Source organism: Nonomuraea sp. NPDC048881 (assembly GCF_040649795.1).
Taxonomy (GTDB): domain Bacteria; phylum Actinomycetota; class Actinomycetes; order Streptosporangiales; family Streptosporangiaceae; genus Nonomuraea.
In genome coordinates, this window is sequence record NZ_JBEZGC010000004.1 from 49,197 (window position 1) to 68,819 (window position 19,623).

General features: G+C 65.5%; 12 protein-coding genes. 5 read left to right on the plus strand and 7 right to left on the minus strand.

All coding sequences use genetic code 11. The features are described from left to right. Window positions 1-844 precede the first annotated feature (844 nt). The 6 genes from AB0C33_RS15350 to sbcD form a co-directional block, all read right to left on the minus strand. Window positions 845-2,059 (minus strand): Wadjet anti-phage system protein JetD domain-containing protein, encoded by a 1,215-nt coding sequence (locus AB0C33_RS15350; protein ID WP_358287696.1) that lies wholly within the window; start codon window positions 2,057-2,059, stop codon window positions 845-847. Continuing rightward, window positions 2,046-5,420: an SbcC/MukB-like Walker B domain-containing protein gene (locus AB0C33_RS15355; RefSeq protein WP_358287699.1), complete on the minus strand. Its 3,375-nt coding sequence runs from the start codon at window positions 5,418-5,420 to the stop codon at window positions 2,046-2,048. Before AB0C33_RS15355 ends, AB0C33_RS15350 begins: the two co-directional genes overlap by 14 nt. Continuing rightward, window positions 5,413-6,222 carry a DUF4194 domain-containing protein gene (locus AB0C33_RS15360; protein WP_358287702.1) on the minus strand — a complete coding sequence of 270 codons (810 nt, stop codon included), beginning with the start codon at window positions 6,220-6,222 and terminating at the stop codon, window positions 5,413-5,415. The genes AB0C33_RS15355 and AB0C33_RS15360 overlap by 8 nt, the downstream gene beginning before the upstream one ends. Then, window positions 6,215-7,756 (minus strand): DUF3375 family protein, encoded by a 1,542-nt coding sequence (locus AB0C33_RS15365; protein WP_358287705.1) that lies wholly within the window; start codon window positions 7,754-7,756, stop codon window positions 6,215-6,217. The genes AB0C33_RS15360 and AB0C33_RS15365 overlap by 8 nt, the downstream gene beginning before the upstream one ends. A gap of 329 nt (window positions 7,757-8,085) precedes the next feature. Next, the gene (locus tag AB0C33_RS15370; protein WP_358287707.1) at window positions 8,086-11,325 is read right to left on the minus strand and encodes an SMC family ATPase; all 3,240 of its coding nucleotides are present in this window, start codon (window positions 11,323-11,325) and stop codon (window positions 8,086-8,088) included. An 11-nt stretch (window positions 11,326-11,336) separates the two neighbouring features. After that, complete coding sequence (sbcD, locus tag AB0C33_RS15375; protein WP_358287710.1) at window positions 11,337-12,644, minus strand: exonuclease subunit SbcD; 1,308 nt, start codon at window positions 12,642-12,644, stop codon at window positions 11,337-11,339. Between the two features lie 101 nt (window positions 12,645-12,745). On the opposite strand from sbcD, the gene AB0C33_RS15380 reads away from it, so the two are divergent. From AB0C33_RS15380 to AB0C33_RS15400, 5 genes are all read left to right on the plus strand, one after another. Beyond that, complete coding sequence (locus tag AB0C33_RS15380; protein WP_358287713.1) at window positions 12,746-13,627, plus strand: hypothetical protein; 882 nt, start codon at window positions 12,746-12,748, stop codon at window positions 13,625-13,627. A gap of 143 nt (window positions 13,628-13,770) precedes the next feature. After that, a complete protein-coding gene (locus AB0C33_RS15385; RefSeq protein WP_358287715.1) occupies window positions 13,771-14,820 on the plus strand; it encodes a hypothetical protein in 1,050 nt (349 codons plus the stop codon). Next, window positions 14,817-16,337, plus strand: coding sequence for a hypothetical protein (locus tag AB0C33_RS15390; RefSeq protein WP_358287718.1), 1,521 nt, complete (start codon window positions 14,817-14,819; stop codon window positions 16,335-16,337). The genes AB0C33_RS15385 and AB0C33_RS15390 overlap by 4 nt, the downstream gene beginning before the upstream one ends. Further along, entirely contained in the window at window positions 16,334-17,713 is a 1,380-nt protein-coding gene (locus AB0C33_RS15395) for an AAA domain-containing protein (RefSeq protein ID WP_358287720.1), read from the plus strand. Before AB0C33_RS15390 ends, AB0C33_RS15395 begins: the two co-directional genes overlap by 4 nt. A gap of 263 nt (window positions 17,714-17,976) precedes the next feature. Next, window positions 17,977-18,750, plus strand: a complete 774-nt coding sequence (locus tag AB0C33_RS15400) for a transposase family protein (protein WP_358287723.1) — start codon at window positions 17,977-17,979, stop codon at window positions 18,748-18,750. Window positions 18,751-18,957: 207 nt separating this feature from the next. On the opposite strand, the gene AB0C33_RS15405 is transcribed toward AB0C33_RS15400, so the two are convergent. Continuing rightward, window positions 18,958-19,617 (minus strand): DUF2290 domain-containing protein, encoded by a 660-nt coding sequence (locus AB0C33_RS15405; RefSeq protein WP_358287726.1) that lies wholly within the window; start codon window positions 19,615-19,617, stop codon window positions 18,958-18,960. Between the last annotated feature and the right edge of the window lie 6 nt (window positions 19,618-19,623).

Consider the following 19,623-nt stretch of genomic DNA (forward strand, 5'->3'; position numbering starts at 1 on the left):
CGAGAGCGGTCCTCAAGGCGCTGCTTCCCGCGCTTCAACTGCTCAAGCCGGTACTCAATCTGTCGCTCGCCCAGGCCGCAGACCGGCGATCCACCGCGCTGAGTGCTTTCGCGTGCCGTGCAAACCCGTCGGACGTGCGTCGACGGATTGCGGCGGCGTCCGCAGTCTATGTTGCGTGGGACGCGCGATGCGCCTGCCGGTACGTCGGCAGCGTTTGTCGCGAAGGCTCTACCGCGGTCGGTGATCGGCTCGCCGAGCACTACCGTCACCCGCGTGAGGGCACGTCGCGTCGGGCGAGTTGGGCGCTGCTTACGGTCCTGCCGCTCCAGGCCAGTTTGCCTGTGGACGCTGTCCGCAACGCTGAGGGGTGGGCCGCTCGGGTGCTGGGTCCATTGGACGGCGCCGCCCACCCGATGGTCGACCTCGCGCTGCCGCCCGCCGCGCTCGCTGCGAGCGTGACCAGATAAAGAGGCTCGGGCCGCACTCAACAGCCTCACCGCCTGGTCACAGGTGTTGCAAAGATGACGGGGATTAGGCGACCCGGGGTGATCAGGTCACACCAGCTTGACATCACCGGTGTCGTCCTCGACGAGGTCGAGCATGCCGGGCGGTAGTACGGGCGACCCTTTGGGAGGTCAAGGTTCGTGGAGCGGCCACGTTGGGCGAGGTGTCTCCCTTCAGGGCAGGATGCATCGCGGGGCAGACTGCGCCGGTGCGCCGGTGGCCACTTGGCCTACTGTGCGGCATCCGGGTATGCCGCAGTAGACGACGTCGATCTGGTGGATTGAGAGCACGGGCAGGCCATAGGTTCCTCACCCGTGGTGTCCCGCACTGCCAGCGTGGGTCACCTGCCTTGGCACGGCAGGTTGGCAGAGAGTGCTGCGGTGAGAGTGCTGAGGGCAGGCTGCCAAGGGATGCGCTCCTGCTCGAGGAGTAGTCCGGTGGGATGTGTCTCCGCATAGTCCAAGAGCTGCTGGTACAGGTGTTGTTCGGTGTCGTCGAGATGGTGGAGGCTGGCGCGTTGAGGGCCGGCCCCTTCTACGGTGAGGTGCCGGTACGCGTCCAAGGTGGCGGGGTTCATGAGGATGGTGCGAGCGGAGATGGCGCGAGCGCGAAGGTCATTGATGAACTGCAGGCCGGGTAGGTCGATGTCGCCCCAGTACAGGATGGTGGTCGCGGTATGGATCCAGGAGATATCGGCGTAGACGGCGATGTTGAAGCCGTTGCCGTGCAGGGCGACGGTTCCGGGAAAGTCGTCGGTGAGGGCGTAGCCGGTTTCCTTGTTCTCTAGGATGATCACGTTGGTGGGGTGGTACTTCCATTGGCTGAGGTCGGCTGTTGAGGCGGCGAAGTGACGCATCCCACCGACCTGGGCGCGCAGGTCCGGGCAGAGGACGGCGATGTGCACGAGTTCGGGTGGTACCCGCAGGCCGAGGCGCTGGTGAAGGCGGCGTCGCTGCGACGGGCCAGCGGTCCCTTCTTCGGTATCAGGTTCGTGTGGAAGGTCGGGCTCCCCCAGAAGGACGAGAACGATGTGCTGGTGGCGTTCCAGCCATTTGGTGTCGATGCCCTCGATGGGCAGTTGCCGCATGAGCAATCCGGATGTTGGGTTGGCGTGCAGCCAGGTGACGGCGGCATGGAGTCGCTGGTAGTCGCCATCGGAAAGGTCGGTGATCTTGCGGATGATGCCGGTGAAGTCGGCGTGAGGGAAGGATGCCTGCAGGGTGATGAGCCGCTGACCGCAGCGATCCCAGACCTCGCGGCAGCGGGGGTCGATGTCGGCGACATGGCCGGGCCGGTCGAGGACGAGGTGTCGGGGCATGGCATGGCTGCCAGTGCTGAAGCGGAGCTTGGCGTATTCGAGGCGGCCCGGCCCGCTGTAGCCAGCCCATGCTGTGGCCCAGGAGTGGCAGGCGATAGGGTCGTCGGCGCGTTCCTGGGTGGTCGGCGGCTGCAGAGGGATGCGCCACGGCCAGGTGCCTTGGTTGCGTGCCCACGCCGGATACTGTTTCTCGAACCGATCCTTTAGCTGCTCGCGAATGGCCTCAGGCTGATGCAAGGTAGGCTCCGTTGGCCTCAGTGCTCCGGCGGACGGCGAGTTCACCGAAGGTGGCGAAGGTGGCATTGGAACGGGCGGCGTCGGCGGTTTCGCGCTTGTCGACGAGGATCGCTTGGCCGATGTACGGCTCCAAGAGCCCGGACATGCGGATGGGTGCGGCCATGAGGAGTTGGAATCCGAACGCGTCGAACGCCGATAGCGCCTGAGCCGAGAACTTCTCGTCGGATTTGCCGAATGCTTCATCGAGCATGAGGGGCGCGAAGCAGGGCTTGCCGCCCGAGTCTGGGCTGGCCAGGTTGTAGCTGAGGGCGGCGGCGAGGCAGAACGCGACAAGTTTCTCCTGCTCACCGCCTGACTTGCCGCCAGCATTCCGATAGGTGTTGATGGTCTGGCGGTCGGCGTTCTCCTCACGCCCGTAGAAGCTGTAGGACAGGCGGACATCCAGGACTTCGCGGCGCCATCGCTCGGCCTCAGCGCCGTTGGTGGTGAACCTAGCCAGCAGTTCGCGGACGCGTTTGAACTGACCGAGTGCGACGCTCGGGTCTTTTCGGCCGGCGGGAGCGCTGCTCATGATCTGATCCACGCGGCGACGGAACTCGCGGCTGGCATCGAACTGCCGGTTCTCGGGGGCAATCTGCAAATGGGTGCCGGTGTTGAACTCCACCAACCGCAAGCCGACGTTGACCATGTCGACTCGGGAACGGATGTCCTTGGCGGCTCGGTCGATCTCAAACAGCAGGAGCCCAATCGACGGCAGCATGTCCTCACTGATCATCTGCTGGAATCGGGAAACGGCGTGAGGCAGGCGGCGTTGCTCGATCTCTGTGTGGAGGGCACAGAAGTCACCTCCGGTCCGCTCGGCGTCGCCGCTGCTGTCGGGGGCGGCGTCGGGCCATTTCTCGATGAAGTTCGAGATCGCGTTGCCGACGCGGGTGAGCGCGATCTTGCGCGTGTGTTCGGCGGTCGCGCGGCCGCTATTCAGATCGCGGCGCAGGTCCCTGCCGACTTGGGTGATCGTGTCGGGCGTCGCGGTGACGTCGAGGCGGGCGTAGGTCTGTTCGAGGTAGGCGAGCATCCCGGGATCGTCGACGAGATGCGGTCTAGCTTGTTCGAGGTCGCGGACGGTTGTTAGGTGGTCGTGCTGTTGTTGTTCGTTGCGGATTGTGTCCGCGGTCCGGGAACGCTCTCCAACAAGGTCCTCCCATGCCTTTTGGGCGTCATCGCGTTGTTGCTCAAGGCGCTGCAGGTCCACATCACCCTCTTTGAGCAGCCGGATCTCCTCTGCATACCCGGCGGCCCGGCGGGCAGCTTCCTGGTGGTCGAGGTCGCTCCACTGGATATAGGCGCCGATCTGGGTAGCAGCGTCGTTGGTGGTGCGCAGGTTCTGAGCCTTCTGCGAGAGCTGCTCGGCGTGCGAGGAAGCCTGCTTGTAGGCCTCTTCGAGATCTTCTACTTCCTCCTGCAGCGCGGCTCGCTTGGTGGCGGTGTTGGCGCCCAGGATGTAGGAGGAGCAGCGGGTGAGTTCGGGCCGGTCGTCTTTGCGGTAGTGGTTGCCGCCCGATTTGATGGTTCCGTTGACGGTCACGGCGATAATGTGGTGTTCCAGGTCGCGGGCGGTCTCGACGCAGGCGTGGTCGAACCGGCGGGCGAGTTGAGCAGTCAGCCACGGCCCGCAAGGATGGTCTGGGTCGGTGACGAGCTTCCCTGCCAGGATGGTGGCTGGCGGCTTCGGCTGGTGGGTTGAAACTCGGGTGACGATGCTGTATTCGATGACGCCGCGCATGTCATGGGTGTCGATGTAGGTGCGGACGGCGTCCTTGTGTCTCTCGGGAACCAGCAGGCGCAGCGCGAAGCCGCGCAGCACCTTTTCCGCGGCGGGCCGCCATCGCTCCTGCCCATCGGCGAGATCTATAAGCTCCGCGGCATAGGGCAGGTCGGCGGCGGGGATCCGAGTGGCGCGGGCAATGTCCTCGCGCCGCTCCTGGGCGTGCGGCGGCAGGAGGGATCGCGCGGAGCCGAGGACCTGGAGCTCTTTGGACTTGCCCTCCAGTGCGGTGCGGGCGTTCCCCGCGTCAGCGTGGGCCCGATGCAGTGCTGGTGCCAACGCGGTTTGCTCAGATTGGGCGTGGTCGATGATGCCGGGGAGGCTGTCGCGCAGGGCTGTGAAGGTGGCCAGGTCGTGCGGGCAGGGCCGGTCCAGCCGGCTGACCTGGCTGGCATAGATCTCGAAGGCCTTGGCGCGCACGTCCCGCTCACTCGCGGCGGCCTCCAGCGCGGCCTGCAGGTCGCGGAGCGCGGACCCTTGCTCATCGAGCTGCCGGGAAAGCCGCGACAAGGTCTTTTGGGCGTCTCCGGCCCGACGGTTCTGGTCGTCGTGGAGGGTCTGCAGGCCGGGGATGTGAGCGGAGAGCCGGCTGATCTCAGCGGTGAGCACATCGAGGTGGATGTGGCGGAGGAACCGGTCGAGTGGATCGCCGCTGACGCGTTCGGCCAAGCTGATCGTCCTCGTGGCGGCGAGATAGGAGTCCCACTCGGCGGGGACACAGGCGAGGACCTTCGCCTGGTCGTGGGCACGCCGGGCGGTCTCATACGCCTCATCCAGCGGCGCGAACTTCTCCACCATGCTCGTGGCCGCGGCGAAGGTGCTGGGTTCCTCCAACATGTTGTCGCGGACGAAGAGGTTGAGGTCGCCGACGTTCTTCATCGCTTTGGCCTTGCCCAAGAGCGACAACGCGGTCGTTGAGGAGCCGAGCCCGACCCTCTTGGACAGCTCCCGCGTGTAGGCCTCTTGCCCGTCGGGGTAGGAGCCAGCCGGATGGGCCTTCTTGAACCAGCGAATGTCGAACTCCCGCTCCGCCCAGGCGTTCAACTCGGTGAGAGCGAAATGGCCGTCATGGAGCTGAAACCAGGACTTGGGCGCGTCGTTCTCCGTACCGGTGAAGTATTTGACGACGACCGCCGTGGTGACCGAGCCTTGCCGGTTGTCGTAGGTCGCGGCGATCGCCGACCAGGTCGGTTTCCCGGCCCGCAGATAACGGACCTGAGCCTGGCCCTGGTCGTCGTCCGTTTCTGACCAGGCGCCGCGCACGTAGTCGGCGGTGCTGCGCGTACCCTGCTTGGTGCCCTTGGCCGTCTGGTCGGCCGAAGCGTTAAACCGCTGCTCGCGGGTCGGAAGCAGCACGACCGAGTGGCCATCCAGCAGGGACGACTTACCGGATCCGGAGGGTCCCGTGAACAGCACGCCTCGCACGTCGATGGGCAGCTCCTTGTAGCCGCAGAAGGTGCCCCAGTTAACGACCTGGAGACGCACCAATCTGAACTGGCCGGCAAATCCCGCCTCTTGCCGCATCGCCTCACCCACGCTGGCTCTCTCTCCCCGGGTGTTGGCCGACAACCTCAACTTGTGGATCGTCGGTGTGGTCATCTGGTCGATCGGCGGCGACCGAGCCCGGATCGGGGCCTGAGGCGAGGGCCAGGTAGCGCTCACGGAGCGCTTCGACGCGGTCGGCGGTGAGGATCGAGGCGATCACCGGGTAGATGATGTACCGGTCTGTTCCCTTCACCGGTTTGATGATCGACACCTCGTCGAGGGTTTCGATGGCCCGCCGGATCTTCCGCTGGAACCCGGCGTCGTCGGTATCGTCCGGCCGCTGGTAAGCCTGCATGTGCTCGACCATGTCGTCGGATTCCACGACGGGCTCCTCAGGGGCGAGGACGTACTGGTTGTACAGGTAGAGAGCGAGGGCCGAGGCGGCCAGGCTGAGGGTCCGGGCCCGCAGGATGATGCGGCTGTGCGGGCTGTGGTCGCTGGCCTGCTGGGTGAAGGCGTAGCCAGCCTCCCGGTTGATCTCCAAGATCAGGCCGAGCTCGGACAAGCGGCTGCGCAGCACGTCCTCATACTGCAGGATGACCGCCCAGTGCTTTTTGGACTTCTCCGACACGTGTGGCGCGGCGACCAGTTCCTGCAAGGCCCAGCACACCTCGGCGGGCAGCTCGCTGGTGTCGCCGTCAAACCGCGGCTGCCGCGACCCCGGATCGACAAGCCCGCCCACGCTAGCGCCGCTATCGTCGAACAGCTCGTCGAGATCCAGCAGAGCGTCGAACGACGGCTCCGGCTCGTCGAAGACGTCGGCGAAGGAGATCGGGATCTGCGGCTCAGCCATGGGGATCCTCCGGTAAGACGGCGACACGCTCGATGTAGGGGATACGGGCGCGGGGGACGAGATCGTCGGGTAGCCGGTCGGCGAAGACCAAATAAGGGACGTAAAGGTCACGCAGGCCACGCCTGGTATGCACCTGGACGATGATCTTCGTGGTGTCATCGACGGCGCCGTGGTCCGTGGCCAGGGCCCAAACGCCGATCACGTCTCCGGTGCGCGGTTCGGGAAGTTGTTCCAGGACTTCGGGGAGAGTCGCGAAACCGCCGTGGGCGTCGATGGCGGTGTGGACGGCGGCTCTGAGAACTTCCCAGGCGATCGCTTCCTGACTGGCGAACGCGGCGGGGTCAATGGCGAATTCGTCACTGGAATCCTCCACCAGGTCGGGCCGGACCGCGATCCCCTCGTCCAGGCGGAGCCGGCCGACGGAGGAGGCGTCTACGCCGCTCATCGGCACCGTGAACCCGATGTCGCTACCCGGGCGGCTGACGACCTTGAAAGCCTCTGCCGCAGCGGCTTGGGCTTCGCTGACGCGAGTCCGCATGCTGCGGTAGTGGAGTGCGTCCCCGCCGCGTACGAAGTTGCTCATGCGCCGGAACGACACGCGCCGTAGGTCGTCCACTTCCCGCACCCGCATCCACATCGTGTCGATGAACTGGGTAAGCATCTCCGCCAGATGCGGCGGGAGCCCGTCAATACGCGAGACGATCTCGTCGATGTCGCCTTCCATCCGAGCACGCAACGACGGGACACCGAACAGGTCCGCGAACGCCCGGAACGCTTGCCCTTCCGGCGAGCTGGCGATGACGTCGTGACCATCGAACATCTGGGACAACAGCTCCGCGAACTCCGCCGGATCGTCCGAAAGGCTTTGGCGCAGCAGCATCGCAGTGTTGGCGTGCATCTGTTCCCCATACCGGGCCAGGTCGGTCGGGATCCGCTGGATCAGCTGCGTGATCGCCATCACCTGGTCGACGAGCTCGGTCTGGCTCGGTGCCGGCAGCTCTCCGCGGTCCAGCAGGTCACGCTGCCGCTCCAGGTCAGCGATCTGCTCATCGATCGCCCTTCGGCGGGCTTGGGGATCCGGATTCGCCTGCTGGGCGATGCCGCGCAATTCGTGCATGACCAGCGCGAGCGCTGACTCGGTCGCCACCGATCCGGGCCGCCGCAGATCCCTCATCTGCCGGATCGCCTGCTGGGCTCCAGTGGTGAGTTGATACCGCTCAAGCCTGCTCTGCGGGTCAACGAACCGATGCACCCACCGCTTCTTCACCCACTTCAACAGCAGCACGCCACCGGCCGGAAGCTCACGCGGCACGACGCTCCGGTCACCGCCCGATGCATGCCGCGCCAGAAGGTCCATGTCCTCCTCGAGCATCGCGGCCAGCGTCAGCCCGTCCACCGTCTGCCCGTCGCCCAGCCTCGCCGACATCAGCGCGATATGGAACAGCGCATCCGGAGCCCTCAGCAATGACATCGTCACATCAGCGGCAGCATTCGCCTGAAAGTCGACATAAATCGCATACGCCTTGTCGGCCACTCCGCGATACACCTCCCTCGCCGTTCAGAAGCCATTGTGCGACCGCCCACTGACATTTCGCAGACGATGGCCCAAGAGTGACGTTCTATTACCGGCCGGACCGCCGGCCCGCAGATGTCACCAGGAAGACCAGGGTGGGGCCGTGCACACAAAGATCCTTAAGCGATAGTCCATGCCTCCGCACCATCGCGCCACCTATGACATGGATCGGGTCGGCCAAAGGCTACGATTAACAGGGAACAGATGTTCGAAAATGGCACGGATGGGGTGCAACTGTGGGGGCAGCTCACCCGCCTGTGCCCGAGACAAGCTTATTGAAGCTGTTTTTGTCAGTGGTGTTCTTCGTGGGCCTCGTGTCCGGCCATGGCCAGCAGGCCCGAGGAGGCCTGTCCGAAGATGAAGGCGTCGCGTTGTTCCGGGGTGAGCCAGGTGGTTTTCGAGCCGGCGTGGGAGCGTTCGACGAGCAGGACGTCGTCGACGGCTTCGGCGACGGCGTGGAGGTGGCTTATGACGGTGACGAGTTTGTCGCCGCCGCTCTGGTCACGCAGGACGCTGAGGGCGGTGTCGAGGGTGGTGGTGTCTAGGGCGCCGAATCCTTCGTCGAGGAAAAGGGAGTCGAGGCGGGCGCCGTTGCGGCTGTGGAGTTCGACGAGGGCCAGCGCGAGGGCGAGGGAGGCGAGGAAGCTCTCCCCACCGGACAGGGTCCTGGTCGCCCGGGTGGCTCCGGTGAGGCGGTTCACTATGCGGAAGTCGTCGGTGAACCCGAGTTCACCGCAGGTGAGCTGGTGGAACAGGTGGTTACCGACGCGCAGGAGGGCATGGGTTCGGCGATCGATGAGGTAGCGAACGAACTTGCCGTCGCTGAGCAGGCCGTACACACCGTTGAGGGCGGCCTGCCTTCGAGTTCCGGCGGCGATGGCGTTGTCGAGCTGGCGGGCGGTGTCGATCTGGGCTGTGGCGGCCTGCGCCATACTCTCGTGGTGGAGGGCCTGCTGGCGGAGCATCCCCTCGCAAGCCGCGACGTCAGCGAGGCCGGCGGGATCGAGAGGGCAAACGGTCTCCGGGAACTGGTGTTCGTGGCTGCCAACCGCATCGCGGGCCTGGGCGAGGAGACCGTCGAGTGCGGCCCCATATCGGGCGAGGTCATCCTTGGCCTGAGCGCGTCGCTGTTGAAGGGCGGCAGCGATGCGGTCGCCGGACGCGGTAACGGTTACGGCATATGCGGACACCGTGGTGCTGGACAGTTGGTCCGGTGAGGCGGGTTCCGGCAGGCCGGGGCCGTCGAGGAGCGCCTCGCACGTTCGGAGCGTTGCGGCACAGCCGACCAGTGTTTCGAGTATATGCCGCAGAGGGCCGATGACCTGGGCGTCGCGTCGTCGTGTGAGCTCGGTCCGCTGCCGCACGGCGCCGGTGAGCGCAGTGTTCGCCTCGGCGAGCGCGGCGACGTCCTGCTGGTGCTCGATAGACAGCTCTTTGACCACCTCGGCGGCGACGTAGATGTGGCCGTCGGTGATCTGCGTGACGTCGCTCGGTAGCTGGATGCGGACGTCGGGAGGCAGATCAGAGAGGAGCCGGGCGAGTTGCTTTTCGGTCATGTCGCAGGCGCGGACTTTTTCTGTGAGGGCACGTTCGTCGCGTGCCAGGGAGTCGGCTCGGTCCTGCAGGCGCGCGGCGGTTGCCTTGGCGTCGATTTCGGCCCGGTACTGCTCGTCGCGCGCCTGGTCGGCTTGGGCGGCTCGCTGCTCGGCAAGCGCGCTGAACGGGCGACAGAGTTCGTCAGTGAGCGCTGCATCGCGGTGGCGGTCAGCGGCGGACCGACGCAAGGGGGGCGCCTGCAGGCAGATCTGAGCGGTCGCCTGGGTCAGTGCGCCATGCAACGCATCGAGATCGACGGGCGAAGACTCGCCGTCGACGATGTGCTGGGCCGTGTAGTCTGCCAGGACGGCGGCGAGCGCGTCGACCAGCAACTGCTTCTCGGTGGCGGCCTTGTGCTGAGTGGTGGCGGCTTCCTGGTCAGCGCCGGCGAGGTTAGCCCGGGCGGTGGCCAAGGCCGTGTTGGCGGTGCCGAACTCCTCGTATGTAAGTCGTGCGGCGTCCTGGGCGGTGGCGATGTCTTCGGGCGCGGTGGATCGGGGGCGCTGGTAGTCCTCGGAGAGGGGCTGAGCACAGACCGTGCAGAGGTCTCCCACCGACAGGCCGTCAGCGGCAGTGTGTGCGGCATCGGCTCGTTGAAGCGCGCCAAGCGCTTCGGCTGCTTGTTCGAATGCGCGCTGCCGTTCAGCAGCCTGGTGTTCTAGGCCGGGAAGGCTGTCGCGGAGCTGGTCTGCTTCTTCTTGGGCCTTCGCGAGCGTGGCGTTGGCGGCGGATACTCGGTGGGCCGTGGAGATCGCTTCTCGGACGTCCCCCTTGACCCGATCCGTGACAGTGGCCGTCGTTTCAGCAAGTTCTTTGGCCGAGGCCGCCCGCGCGACAAGCCGGGCGATGTGTTCGGCTCGCGTATCGTGCTGGATTCTGGCGGTTTCGAGATCGGAAGACTCGATGTCGAGGCGCTCCCGTTCGGCGGTGTTGCGTTCTCGATCGTCTTTTAGCGTCTGAAGGTGGAGGGGGAGATCAGCGAGATAGGCATCGGCGACGGACAGGGATTCGGCGGTGACACCTCGTCGCGCGGCGGTGGCGAGGCGGCCCTCGGCGTTCTTGGCGCGGGACTCGGCGGCAGCTTCGTCGCGTCTGCACTGGGCCTCGGCCTCGGCCAAGTCCGTTTCGGCTTGTGAGATGGACGCCAGTCCGCTGAGATCGACGCTCGCTTGAGCTGTGATGAGGGAGTCGAGAGCTTGGTCGAACCGGACGTCCGCCGCATGGACGGTCTGTGCCCGCTGCTGGACCTCGGCCATCTGTTCATAGAAGGTGTGAACCTGGGCGGCGCGGGACGTGGCGGCCTGCGCGAGCTCGTTCTGTTCATGGCTGGCCGCGGCGGGGTCGGGAAGGAGTCCGGCGCGGCGGACCTCGGCCTGCCTCAGAAGATCCGTAATCGTCTGGCGGTGATGATCGGCACGAGCGCGGACAGTGTCGAGTTCTCTTGTACCGAAGATGCCTTCGAGGAGTTCGGTGCGTTGGGTGCCGGTAGCGTGCAGAAGCTGGTCGAACCTGCCCTGCGGTAGCAGGACCGTGGCCTGGAATTCCTTGAAGGTCAGTCGGAGCAGTTCCACGATCCTCTTGTCGACAGGCCTGCGATCGTCGATCTTCTCACCGGTGTCGAGGTTCTCCAACAGATGAGTGCTTGCGGTCTGGCCGCGGTGATACCGGCGCCTGACCCGCCAGGTCTGATCGTGGCACCGGAACGTCAGGGCCACGGTCATCACGTCGACGCCGTCGGCGATGAGGCCCTTGATCTCCTTCTGGTCCCAGGAGGCCGTCCCATAGAGGGCCAACGTGATCGCTTCGAGGAGAGTGCTTTTCCCTGCGCCGGTGTCACCGACGATGCCGACGCGAAACTTACCGGTGAAGTCAAGGGCGGGCATCGCACCGGGGTAGCTTCGCAGGCCGGAGAAGGAGAGGGAGACGGGGCGCATGGCAAGTTCCCTTACAGTGCGGTGGGAGCGGGATCGGGGGACGCGATGGCGGTGCGCAGGAGCGTCTCGACCGGGTCGGTGACGAGGTCTGCGTCGGGGCGGCTATGAGTAAGGAGCTCAGTAAAGGTCTCGCCGAGCAGTACGGCTTGCTCGGGGATGGTCTTTGTGTTCGCCAGATACTCGGCGAACAGATCGGGGAGGTCTGGTTCCGGCGCGGCAGCATGATCGAGTTCGGGCAGCTCGCGCTCCTCGTCCCAACCGGGCAGGCGCGGCTCGACTTCGACGAGCGTCGCGTCCGGGATGAGCTCGGCGACAGTCGCGGCCAGGCCCGGGCTAGATTCGGGGACGTCGATGTAGGCCTTGACGAACGCGTCACCGATCAACGGAGCCTGGCGGGCGAGGGTGTCGAGGTCGCCGCTAAAGGTCATGAGTTTGCGGCCCTCGCGGAGTGGCCGGACGTTTATCTTCGAGGGCCGGTCGGGGTTGGCGTCGATGATGACGACGCCCTTCTGCTCGGGCTGGCCGTCGGTGATTTCTCCAAAGTCCATCTGCAGGAGACTGCCGGCGTAGCGGGCTGTCAGGCCGGGCCTGTTGATCGCCTGAGGTTTATGGATGTGGCCGAGGGCGGCATAGGCGACGGCGGGCAGTGCCGCGGTGGCGCTGGCGTAGTCCGAGGTGATGTCCAGGCGTCGTTCGCTGTAGTCGGGGAGTGCGCTTTCGACGTACATGTGGGCTGCGAAGATCAAGACGTCCGCGGCCGGGTCGTAGCCGTCGCGGAGACCTGCGGCCAGATCGGCCTGGATACCGCGCAGGTAGTCGGCGAAGGCAAGGGGCGCGGACTCTGGCCGGTCGAAGCCTTCGACGGCGCGGTTGCGGTGGACGAACGGCAGAGCGGCCAGTCGGATCCGCTGGCCGCCACGCGCCGGGTAGTCGAGGATGCCGCCGTCGGCTGAGGGACGGGCCTGGGCGACGAACCGCAGAGCGGGGACACCATCCCTGGTGTTGAACGCCGCCATGTCGTCAAGGATCTGGAATAGCAGTGGCGAGTCGTGGTTACCGCGGATCACCACGGTGGGGGCGATCGCGGAGAGCTCGACCATGGATCTCACACCTAGTGCGAAGTCTTCAGGTGAGGGGACCTGGCGGTCGAACAGATCGCCGGTGTGGAGGATCAGGTCGGGCTGCACCTCCTGGGCGATGCCGACGACCTCGGCGAGGACGGCTACAAAATCTTGGTATCGGTTGTGGCCGCGACCCCGGCCTGTACCCGCGGTCACCGTGCCGCCGATGTGCGAGTCGGACATGTGCAATAGCTTCATGAACACCCTCCGATGTCGGCCGTGCGCAGCTTGCCGAGAACAAAGCTACACCCAACCTTGGGAAACATTGGAAGTGTTTGGAATTCTGGTAGCGTGAAGGCATGCATGGTATCGAGGAGACCCTGGACGAGCTAGAACGCCGGCTCACGCAGCTGCGTCGAGCGCTGCGCACGGCGATGCTTCAGCGTGATGCCGCGAAGATCGCTGAGATTCGCTCGGAACTGAAGATCGTCGAGTCTGCCTGGGAGGAAGCCGCTGCAGCGGAAGATGGTGAGGTTGGTGGTGTCCCACTGGCGATCGCTGTGCGGCCGTCGGGAGCGGAGAAGACGGCGCCCGCCGGGCTGTTGCCGGTTCGTGAGCAGGTGCATCAGGTGCTGACGCTGCTCGGGGTTCCGGCTGCTCCGAAGCTGATCAGCGCCGTGCAGGCGGCTTTCTTCGCCGACGAGTTGCAGCCGTCACGGCTGGCAAGCTTGCGGCGGGATGAGGAGCGGTCCTACCGGACGGCGCCCAACGCCCGCCCCTATTACCTGTGCCCGGCGCTCACCGCCGACCTGTTGGCCCCCGCTCGTGCGCTGTTGACGATCAGTACCTGGCCGATGGAACAACGCATTATCGGCGGCCACAGCCCGCGCGTCGATTTCCTCACCGCGGCCCGCAAGGTCGCTGAGGCCGTCGTCACGCGTCGACAGCTCGGCCACGCTTGGAGTCCCGAGGCGATGTTTCAGGCCGAGCAGCTGCTGCGTAACTTCGCCGCGAACATCCCAGGCGCCCTGCCACCGCCCTCACTGGGCCGCGGCGGCGGCGTGATCGATCCGGACCAGGTCGCCGCCGCGGCCGCGACTGAACTCGTCTTGCACGCCGATGTCGACGCCCAGGAGCGGGCGATAGCAGCCGAACGAGCTCGCCGCCAGCTGTCTGAGGCAGGACGTCTTTTCGGAACTCGCCTCTCGATCGTGGGCCGACCAGCGACCATGGAACGCTGAACCAGCTCACCACGCGCCGCTAACTTCCCGTCCGCCTGCGCACACCTTCAAGGTCAACAACTGTGCACTCAACAACCTCCCGTCTCAACGCGCTTCGCGGTCCCGGCAAGCCGGTGAACCACAACGCCCGCACCCTGGTCGGCATGGCCGCCAATCCCGGCTGCGCCCGCCGCACCCTGCTGGACGCGTGCGGTGCAAATAAGGACGCCATCGCCACCCAGGCAGGTTTCGCCTGGCCGTTCGGCCAGTCCCCGTTCGCTCTCGCCCGGGGGAAGAGCTTCGAATCCGGCATGACCGACCAGGGCGGCGCGCGGCTGCTGACCCTGCTGCGTGATTTGCTCGACCTTCCGCTCCCTGAGGTTGCCTATAAGCCGGTAGAGGACGTCGGCGGGAACACCCAGCGGGAGGTGCGCTACCAGCACACCTGCAAGATCCTGCTCGAAGCGGCACGCGGCGGCGACTGGCCGGGCACGTTGTTCGACCACCCGATGCTGCGACTAACGGTCGGTGGTGTCCCGGTATACCTGGAGCCCGACGTCATCGCCTTCAAGATCAATGACCTGTTCTACGTCGTGGAGATCAAGTCGTTCCCGGTCATCGACCGGCAAGCCGACCCTGACCAGGTCGCTTCCGCGATCCGCCAGGCATCGGTGTACGTGATTGCGCTCCGGGAGATGCTGGCGGCGCACGGCCTGGATCCCGCCATGGTGGCGTCCTCGGTGATCCTTGTGACACCGAAGGGTTTCTCCAATACCCCGGTCGCGACGTTGACCGACGCCCGCAAGCAAATCGCCATGCTCGTCCGGCAACTGCGCCGCGCCGACAACGTCGGCGACCTTCTAGAGTTCCTGCCCGAGGACACCACGTTCGACCTTCGCTACGACGGCCTCGGGGTCGCCACTCGGAACGCGGCCGACCTGGTCGATCACCTGCTCCGAGTCGAGGCCCGATACCGGCCCGCGTGCACTCAGTACTGCGAGATGGCGGCCCTGTGCCGCGATGAAGCCGTCCGTGCCGACTCCCTGGACCTGTACGGAACCGGAGTGTCGGACGTCTTCAACGGTGTCGACTCGGCCAGCACCGCGCGCGCTCTGGCCGCGGGCAACAGGCTGCCGTCGCTCGATCAGCGGGACGTCGCTTGGACGCTCCGGCATGCTCAGCGGCTGCTGGACGAGCTGGGCGGAGTGGCGTGAGCGCGCTGGCCGCCCTGGCTCGCCTGCACGCAGCCGCCAAGGGGACCGCTCAGCCACTACGGCGAGTCCGTCACCACACGCTGATCACCGAGCCCTTGCTCTTGGCGATCTACAACATGTCGGGTGAGGCGGCCGCGCCTGTCGGATGCGTCATCGGCACACCGCACGCCGAGCCAGTGACGCTGATCGTGCCATCGCCCCTCAACCGCGACCTGCGTCAGGAGTTCTTCCTGCGTCTCGCCGATGTGGTCCTTCCCTACATCGATCAGCACGCCCGGACGCTACAAGAAGTGCCCAACCGGGGTAACAAGCCCAACCGGCAACGCTGTGCGCGCGCTCCGCAAATTGTGGTGCCCAACACCTCGACCATCGACTTCCTGCGCCGTGTAGCACGATCGACGCGCTTCCAGCAGGCTCCAACGCTGGAGTTTCCACAGGGAGACCCGCAGGTCGGGTTGCTTGGCCGTTGGCTGACATTCTTCACCGACCGCGCCGGCTACCCGGGATCGTCGATGCTGCTGCCCATGACCGATCTGCTGGCAGCGCATTGGGCCACTGGGCAGAGCAGCCTGGAGGATGCGAGCCTGGCGCTCCTCCTTAGCTGGATCGACCCGCCCGCCGGTATGACCGGAGCACAGGCCGCCAAGATGGCGGCGAACCCGGTCGACTTTCCGTCGGCTGGTCCGGCGACCGACCCGACGTTCGACCAGGTCGTGCTCGGCCCGAAGATCAGCGCGTACCTGGATGCCGTGGGCAACGACGACGCCAAAGCCATAGCCCGAGTCACCGTCGCACTTGAGAAGGACATCGCCGATCAGCTGCGCCCTACATGGGAACAAATGCGCAGTGGCCTCGCTCTGCTAGCCGGCATTCCCGAAGCTGACCGGTGCACCGGACGGTGGGACGCTGATCGCGACGCCTTTACCGGCCAAGTTCAGCACATCGCCGCTGGCGGGTTCCCCCAGCCAGTCTTCGACAAGCCAGTCGACGCAGCCGCGCGACTCGCGCGTATGGAACGCGCTCAGCTGAGATTCGAGGACGAGCAGGCGCTGGACGACCCATTCGTGCTGGCCGAACGCCGCTCTTCCGGAGCTGCCTTCGCGGGCGTCATCGTCGAACGCGACCCCCGCCGCACCCAGCTTTCGGCCAAAGGCCGGCAGCTGCTCAGGCCTCGTTTCACGGTCCGGACCGAAGACCCGCCACCTCTCGCCCAAGGCAGGATGGCTTGTCCTACGGATCCTAAACGGCTGGTCGAGATCCGAGAGGTCATCCCAGGTGGCCCCGACCAGCACCTGGTCGTCCTTGAACTAGTCGTCGGCATGGGATCGGTGAACAAGCCCCAACAGGGCGCTGTCCCCGAACTGGGAGAGGTCAGAGCCTACACCGCCACGCCCGAGCAGTGGCAGCCGCCAGACTTCCCTTCCCGTGACCAGACGCCGTGGACTCACGGCGGCCCCCCAGAACCCGACCAGCCCGGCCCACAGGCAGACGACCTCACCGACGGCGGAAACCCATGACGACCTTCCCTCATCCAGTTTCCCCGCAAGGCGGCGATCCGGCAGCGGCGGCCGCCACCGCCGTCAACCTCATCCTTCACGAGCTGGACACGCTGACCGGAGACCGGTCGCGGCGGGGAGTCGTGGTGGACTCACCCCCCGGAGCTGGCAAATCCACCCTGGTCCGGCAAGCCGCCGGCGCCCTCGCCCAGGTGGGGGAGCCTGTGAGCATCATCGCGCAGACCAACAACCAGATCGATGACCTCATCCGCGGGCTCGCCGCCACGCAGCCCTCGCTGACCATCGGCCGTATCAGCAGCACCGACTACCTCGCCACCTCCTCACCGGTCGCAGTCCTGCCGAACGTGCGGCTCAGCAACGAAATCGGCGACTTGGCGGACTGCGCGATCGTGATCGGAACCGCCGCGAAGTGGGCGCGCGTCACCGGTCACCACCGGCCTTGGGCGATCGTGGACGAGGCCTATCAGATGCGGTCCGACGCCCTCCTCCTGGTCGCGTCGCAGTTTGACCAGGCACTCTTCGTCGGAGACCCCGGGCAACTCGACCCCTTCACTATCGTCGACACGGACCGGTGGACCGGCCTGTCCTACGACCCCCGCCAGAACGCCGTCGACACGCTCCTCAACCACAACCGTGACACCGTGATCGAATGTCGTCTCCCAGTCAGCTGGAGGCTCCCCGCGACCGCCGCCCCGCTGGTGTCAGCAGCGTTCTACCCCTACAACGGCTTCGCCGCGGGCACCACGCGACAGTCCCGTACGCTGGAGTTCAGGACGACCGGCTTCCGATCTTCCCTGGACGATACCCTCGACATGGCCCGCCGCACCGGCTGGGCCATCCACCAACTCCCTGCTCGCCACACCCAACGCACCGATGCCGAAACCGCCGACGCTACTGCGGCCCTCGTCGCGCGCCTCCTCACCCGCGGCACCATCGGCTACTGTGAAAACCACCCAGACGGACGCATCCTCACTTCCGCCGACTTGGCCATTGGCGTCGTCCACCGCGATCAAGCCGACCAAATCCGACGCGCCGTCGCCGCCACGAACGTGCCCGGTTGCCGCGGCGTCACGGTGGACACCGCCAACCGGCTCCAGGGCCGTGAGTTCGAGATCGTCATCGTCGTTCACCCGCTATCGGGCCGCCGCGACGCCACTGCCTTCCACCTGGAGGCCGGACGGCTCTGTGTCCTAATGTCCCGCCACCGGCAGGCCTGCATCATTGTCACTCGTGCCGGGATCACCGGCCTCCTCGATGCCCATCCCACCACCGACCCCGTCCACCTCAACGTCCCCGTCAAATTCCCCGACGGTTGGGAAGCCCACCACACCGTCCTGGAACACCTCACGCCCCACACCATCAATGCCAAGCCCTGAGCAAAGCCAACGAGAAGCCCGGGTTGGTCCAGCGCGCGCAGACAGCGGTCGAAGACCTGGCCAAGCCAATCAACGAGGGTCTGAACGAGTCCTAGTACCCGATCGTCCGTACTCTGGCTGAACAGTGAATCTTTTCCAACCTCCATGGCCCATCCCCTGATCACAGCGTGATCCCGAAGCCGCCGTTCGGCCGGTGACGTGAGAAAGCTCCTGGTAGACGGGTTGATCACCACAACCCACACCGTCGCAACCAGGAGCTTCCGGTGCTGTTCTACCGTGCCGCCGTCGATTTGTCGCATCGGACCCTGAACTACGTCGCCGGGATGATCCGGCGTCACCGGAAGGGGATCGGGTCGCTCTGGCGGAGGCTGAACCCCGGGCAGCAGGCCCTGCTGGTCCTGGTCTACCTGCGCAAGGGCGAGACCTTCGCCGAACTCGGGGCCGGCTTCGGCGTCTCCACGGCGACCGCGTGGAGGTATGTGGAGGAGACCGTGGCGCTGTTGTCGGCACGATCGCCCAAGCTCGACAGGGCGCTGCGGAAAGCCAAGCGGGACGGGCTGCACTATCTGGTGCTGGACGGCACGTTGATCCGTACCGACCGGATCAAGGCCGACCGGCCGTATTTCTCCGGCAAGCACCGGGTGCACGGCATGAACGTGCAGGTCATCGCATCACCGGACGGGACGATCCTGTGGACCTCGGGAGCGCTGCCAGGTAAGACACATGACCTGAGCGCCGCCCGGATCTGGGGCATCCTGCGAGAACTGGAGAAGGCCGGGATCATCGCCCTCGCCGACAAGGCGTACCAAGGCGCCGAAGGCCCAGTTGTCACCCCGTACAAGGGCAAGGACAAGCCCGAGTCCCAGAAGCAGGCCAACCGCGCCCACGCCAAGCTCCGCGGACCCGGCGAACGCGCGAACGCCCAGCTGAAGAGCTGGAAGATCCTCCGCAAGCTACGCTGCAGCCCTTCCAGTGCGGGCCACTTGTGCAAGGCCATCGCCGTCCTTCAGAACCACCGCGTCGCGCAGGCCGCGTGAGGTTGAAATTGGTTCAGTGGAAGGTCGTTCGGCCCCCTTGAACGTGTGCTGCAGGCCGCCCTCCTCATCGGAGAAGGACGGCGCCAGGCACTACCCTGTTTTCACCCTCCATCGCGACTTCATCGACGAGTGAACCCGGCTAATCGACGGCCGGCTTGTGCACTCGCCAGAAGACACAAACTTCCAATGTCCGATCATTTACTGCTTTCAGAATGACGCGAAATGGCTGGCTACAGCTCGGGTATTCCACGTGACGTGGGGAAGGTGACGATCCTCCTCGTCGATAATAGAATCTCCCAAGTGACGCCAAGCGGCCGCGGCAAAGAACGGCTGATGAGCCTTCCAGAGCGACTGATAGAAATGACGAAAGACAAAGTCTACAAATCTCTGAACATGTAGAGGTGCCACGCAGGCGATACGGCAGTCGGGCGAGTTTATAGTGAGATGCGCCGCCGGGTGGCCAGCCCGAGCCGTGGCGGGATCGTAATCAAAACGAACAGGAGAGCGCAGGGCTACGTCTGCCGCTCGGTCGTATAGTCCAATGATGTCATCTACGGGCTCACCCGACCGAAGTAAATCTTGATCGATATCGAACGGGCACGGCACATACGCAAGGCGGTGGCCAATCACCTTGCCGTCAGACACGGTGTAGGTGATTTGCAGAATACTTGCATCATACAGCAGCGCTGAGTACATACCGTTTCTCAGCCAATGGCGATACTGCTTGATTGTTGCATGCTGCCGCGAAGTCATGAACTCAGCAGCCGGATTGTAGGCGTGCCATGAAACACGGTCAGGCGTCAGGGCAACGGGGTTGACGTAGAGTGCTAAGTCAGCGCTGTCAAGGTAGTCGAGGACATTTTGCACCTCGTC

Bases quoted from the DNA above. Each gene is read 5' to 3' on its own strand.
- AB0C33_RS15360 (WP_358287702.1), bottom strand. From the start codon at position 6,222: ATGGCTGAGCCGCAGATCCCGATCTCCTTCGCCGACGTCTTCGACGAG.
- AB0C33_RS15370 (WP_358287707.1), bottom strand. From the start codon at position 11,325: ATGCGCCCCGTCTCCCTCTCCTTCTCCGGCCTGCGAAGCTACCCCGGT.
- sbcD (WP_358287710.1), bottom strand. From the start codon at position 12,644: ATGAAGCTATTGCACATGTCCGACTCGCACATCGGCGGCACGGTGACC.
- AB0C33_RS15380 (WP_358287713.1), top strand. From the start codon at position 12,746: ATGCATGGTATCGAGGAGACCCTGGACGAGCTAGAACGCCGGCTCACG.
- AB0C33_RS15385 (WP_358287715.1), top strand. From the start codon at position 13,771: ATGGCCGCCAATCCCGGCTGCGCCCGCCGCACCCTGCTGGACGCGTGC.
- AB0C33_RS15395 (WP_358287720.1), top strand. From the start codon at position 16,334: ATGACGACCTTCCCTCATCCAGTTTCCCCGCAAGGCGGCGATCCGGCA.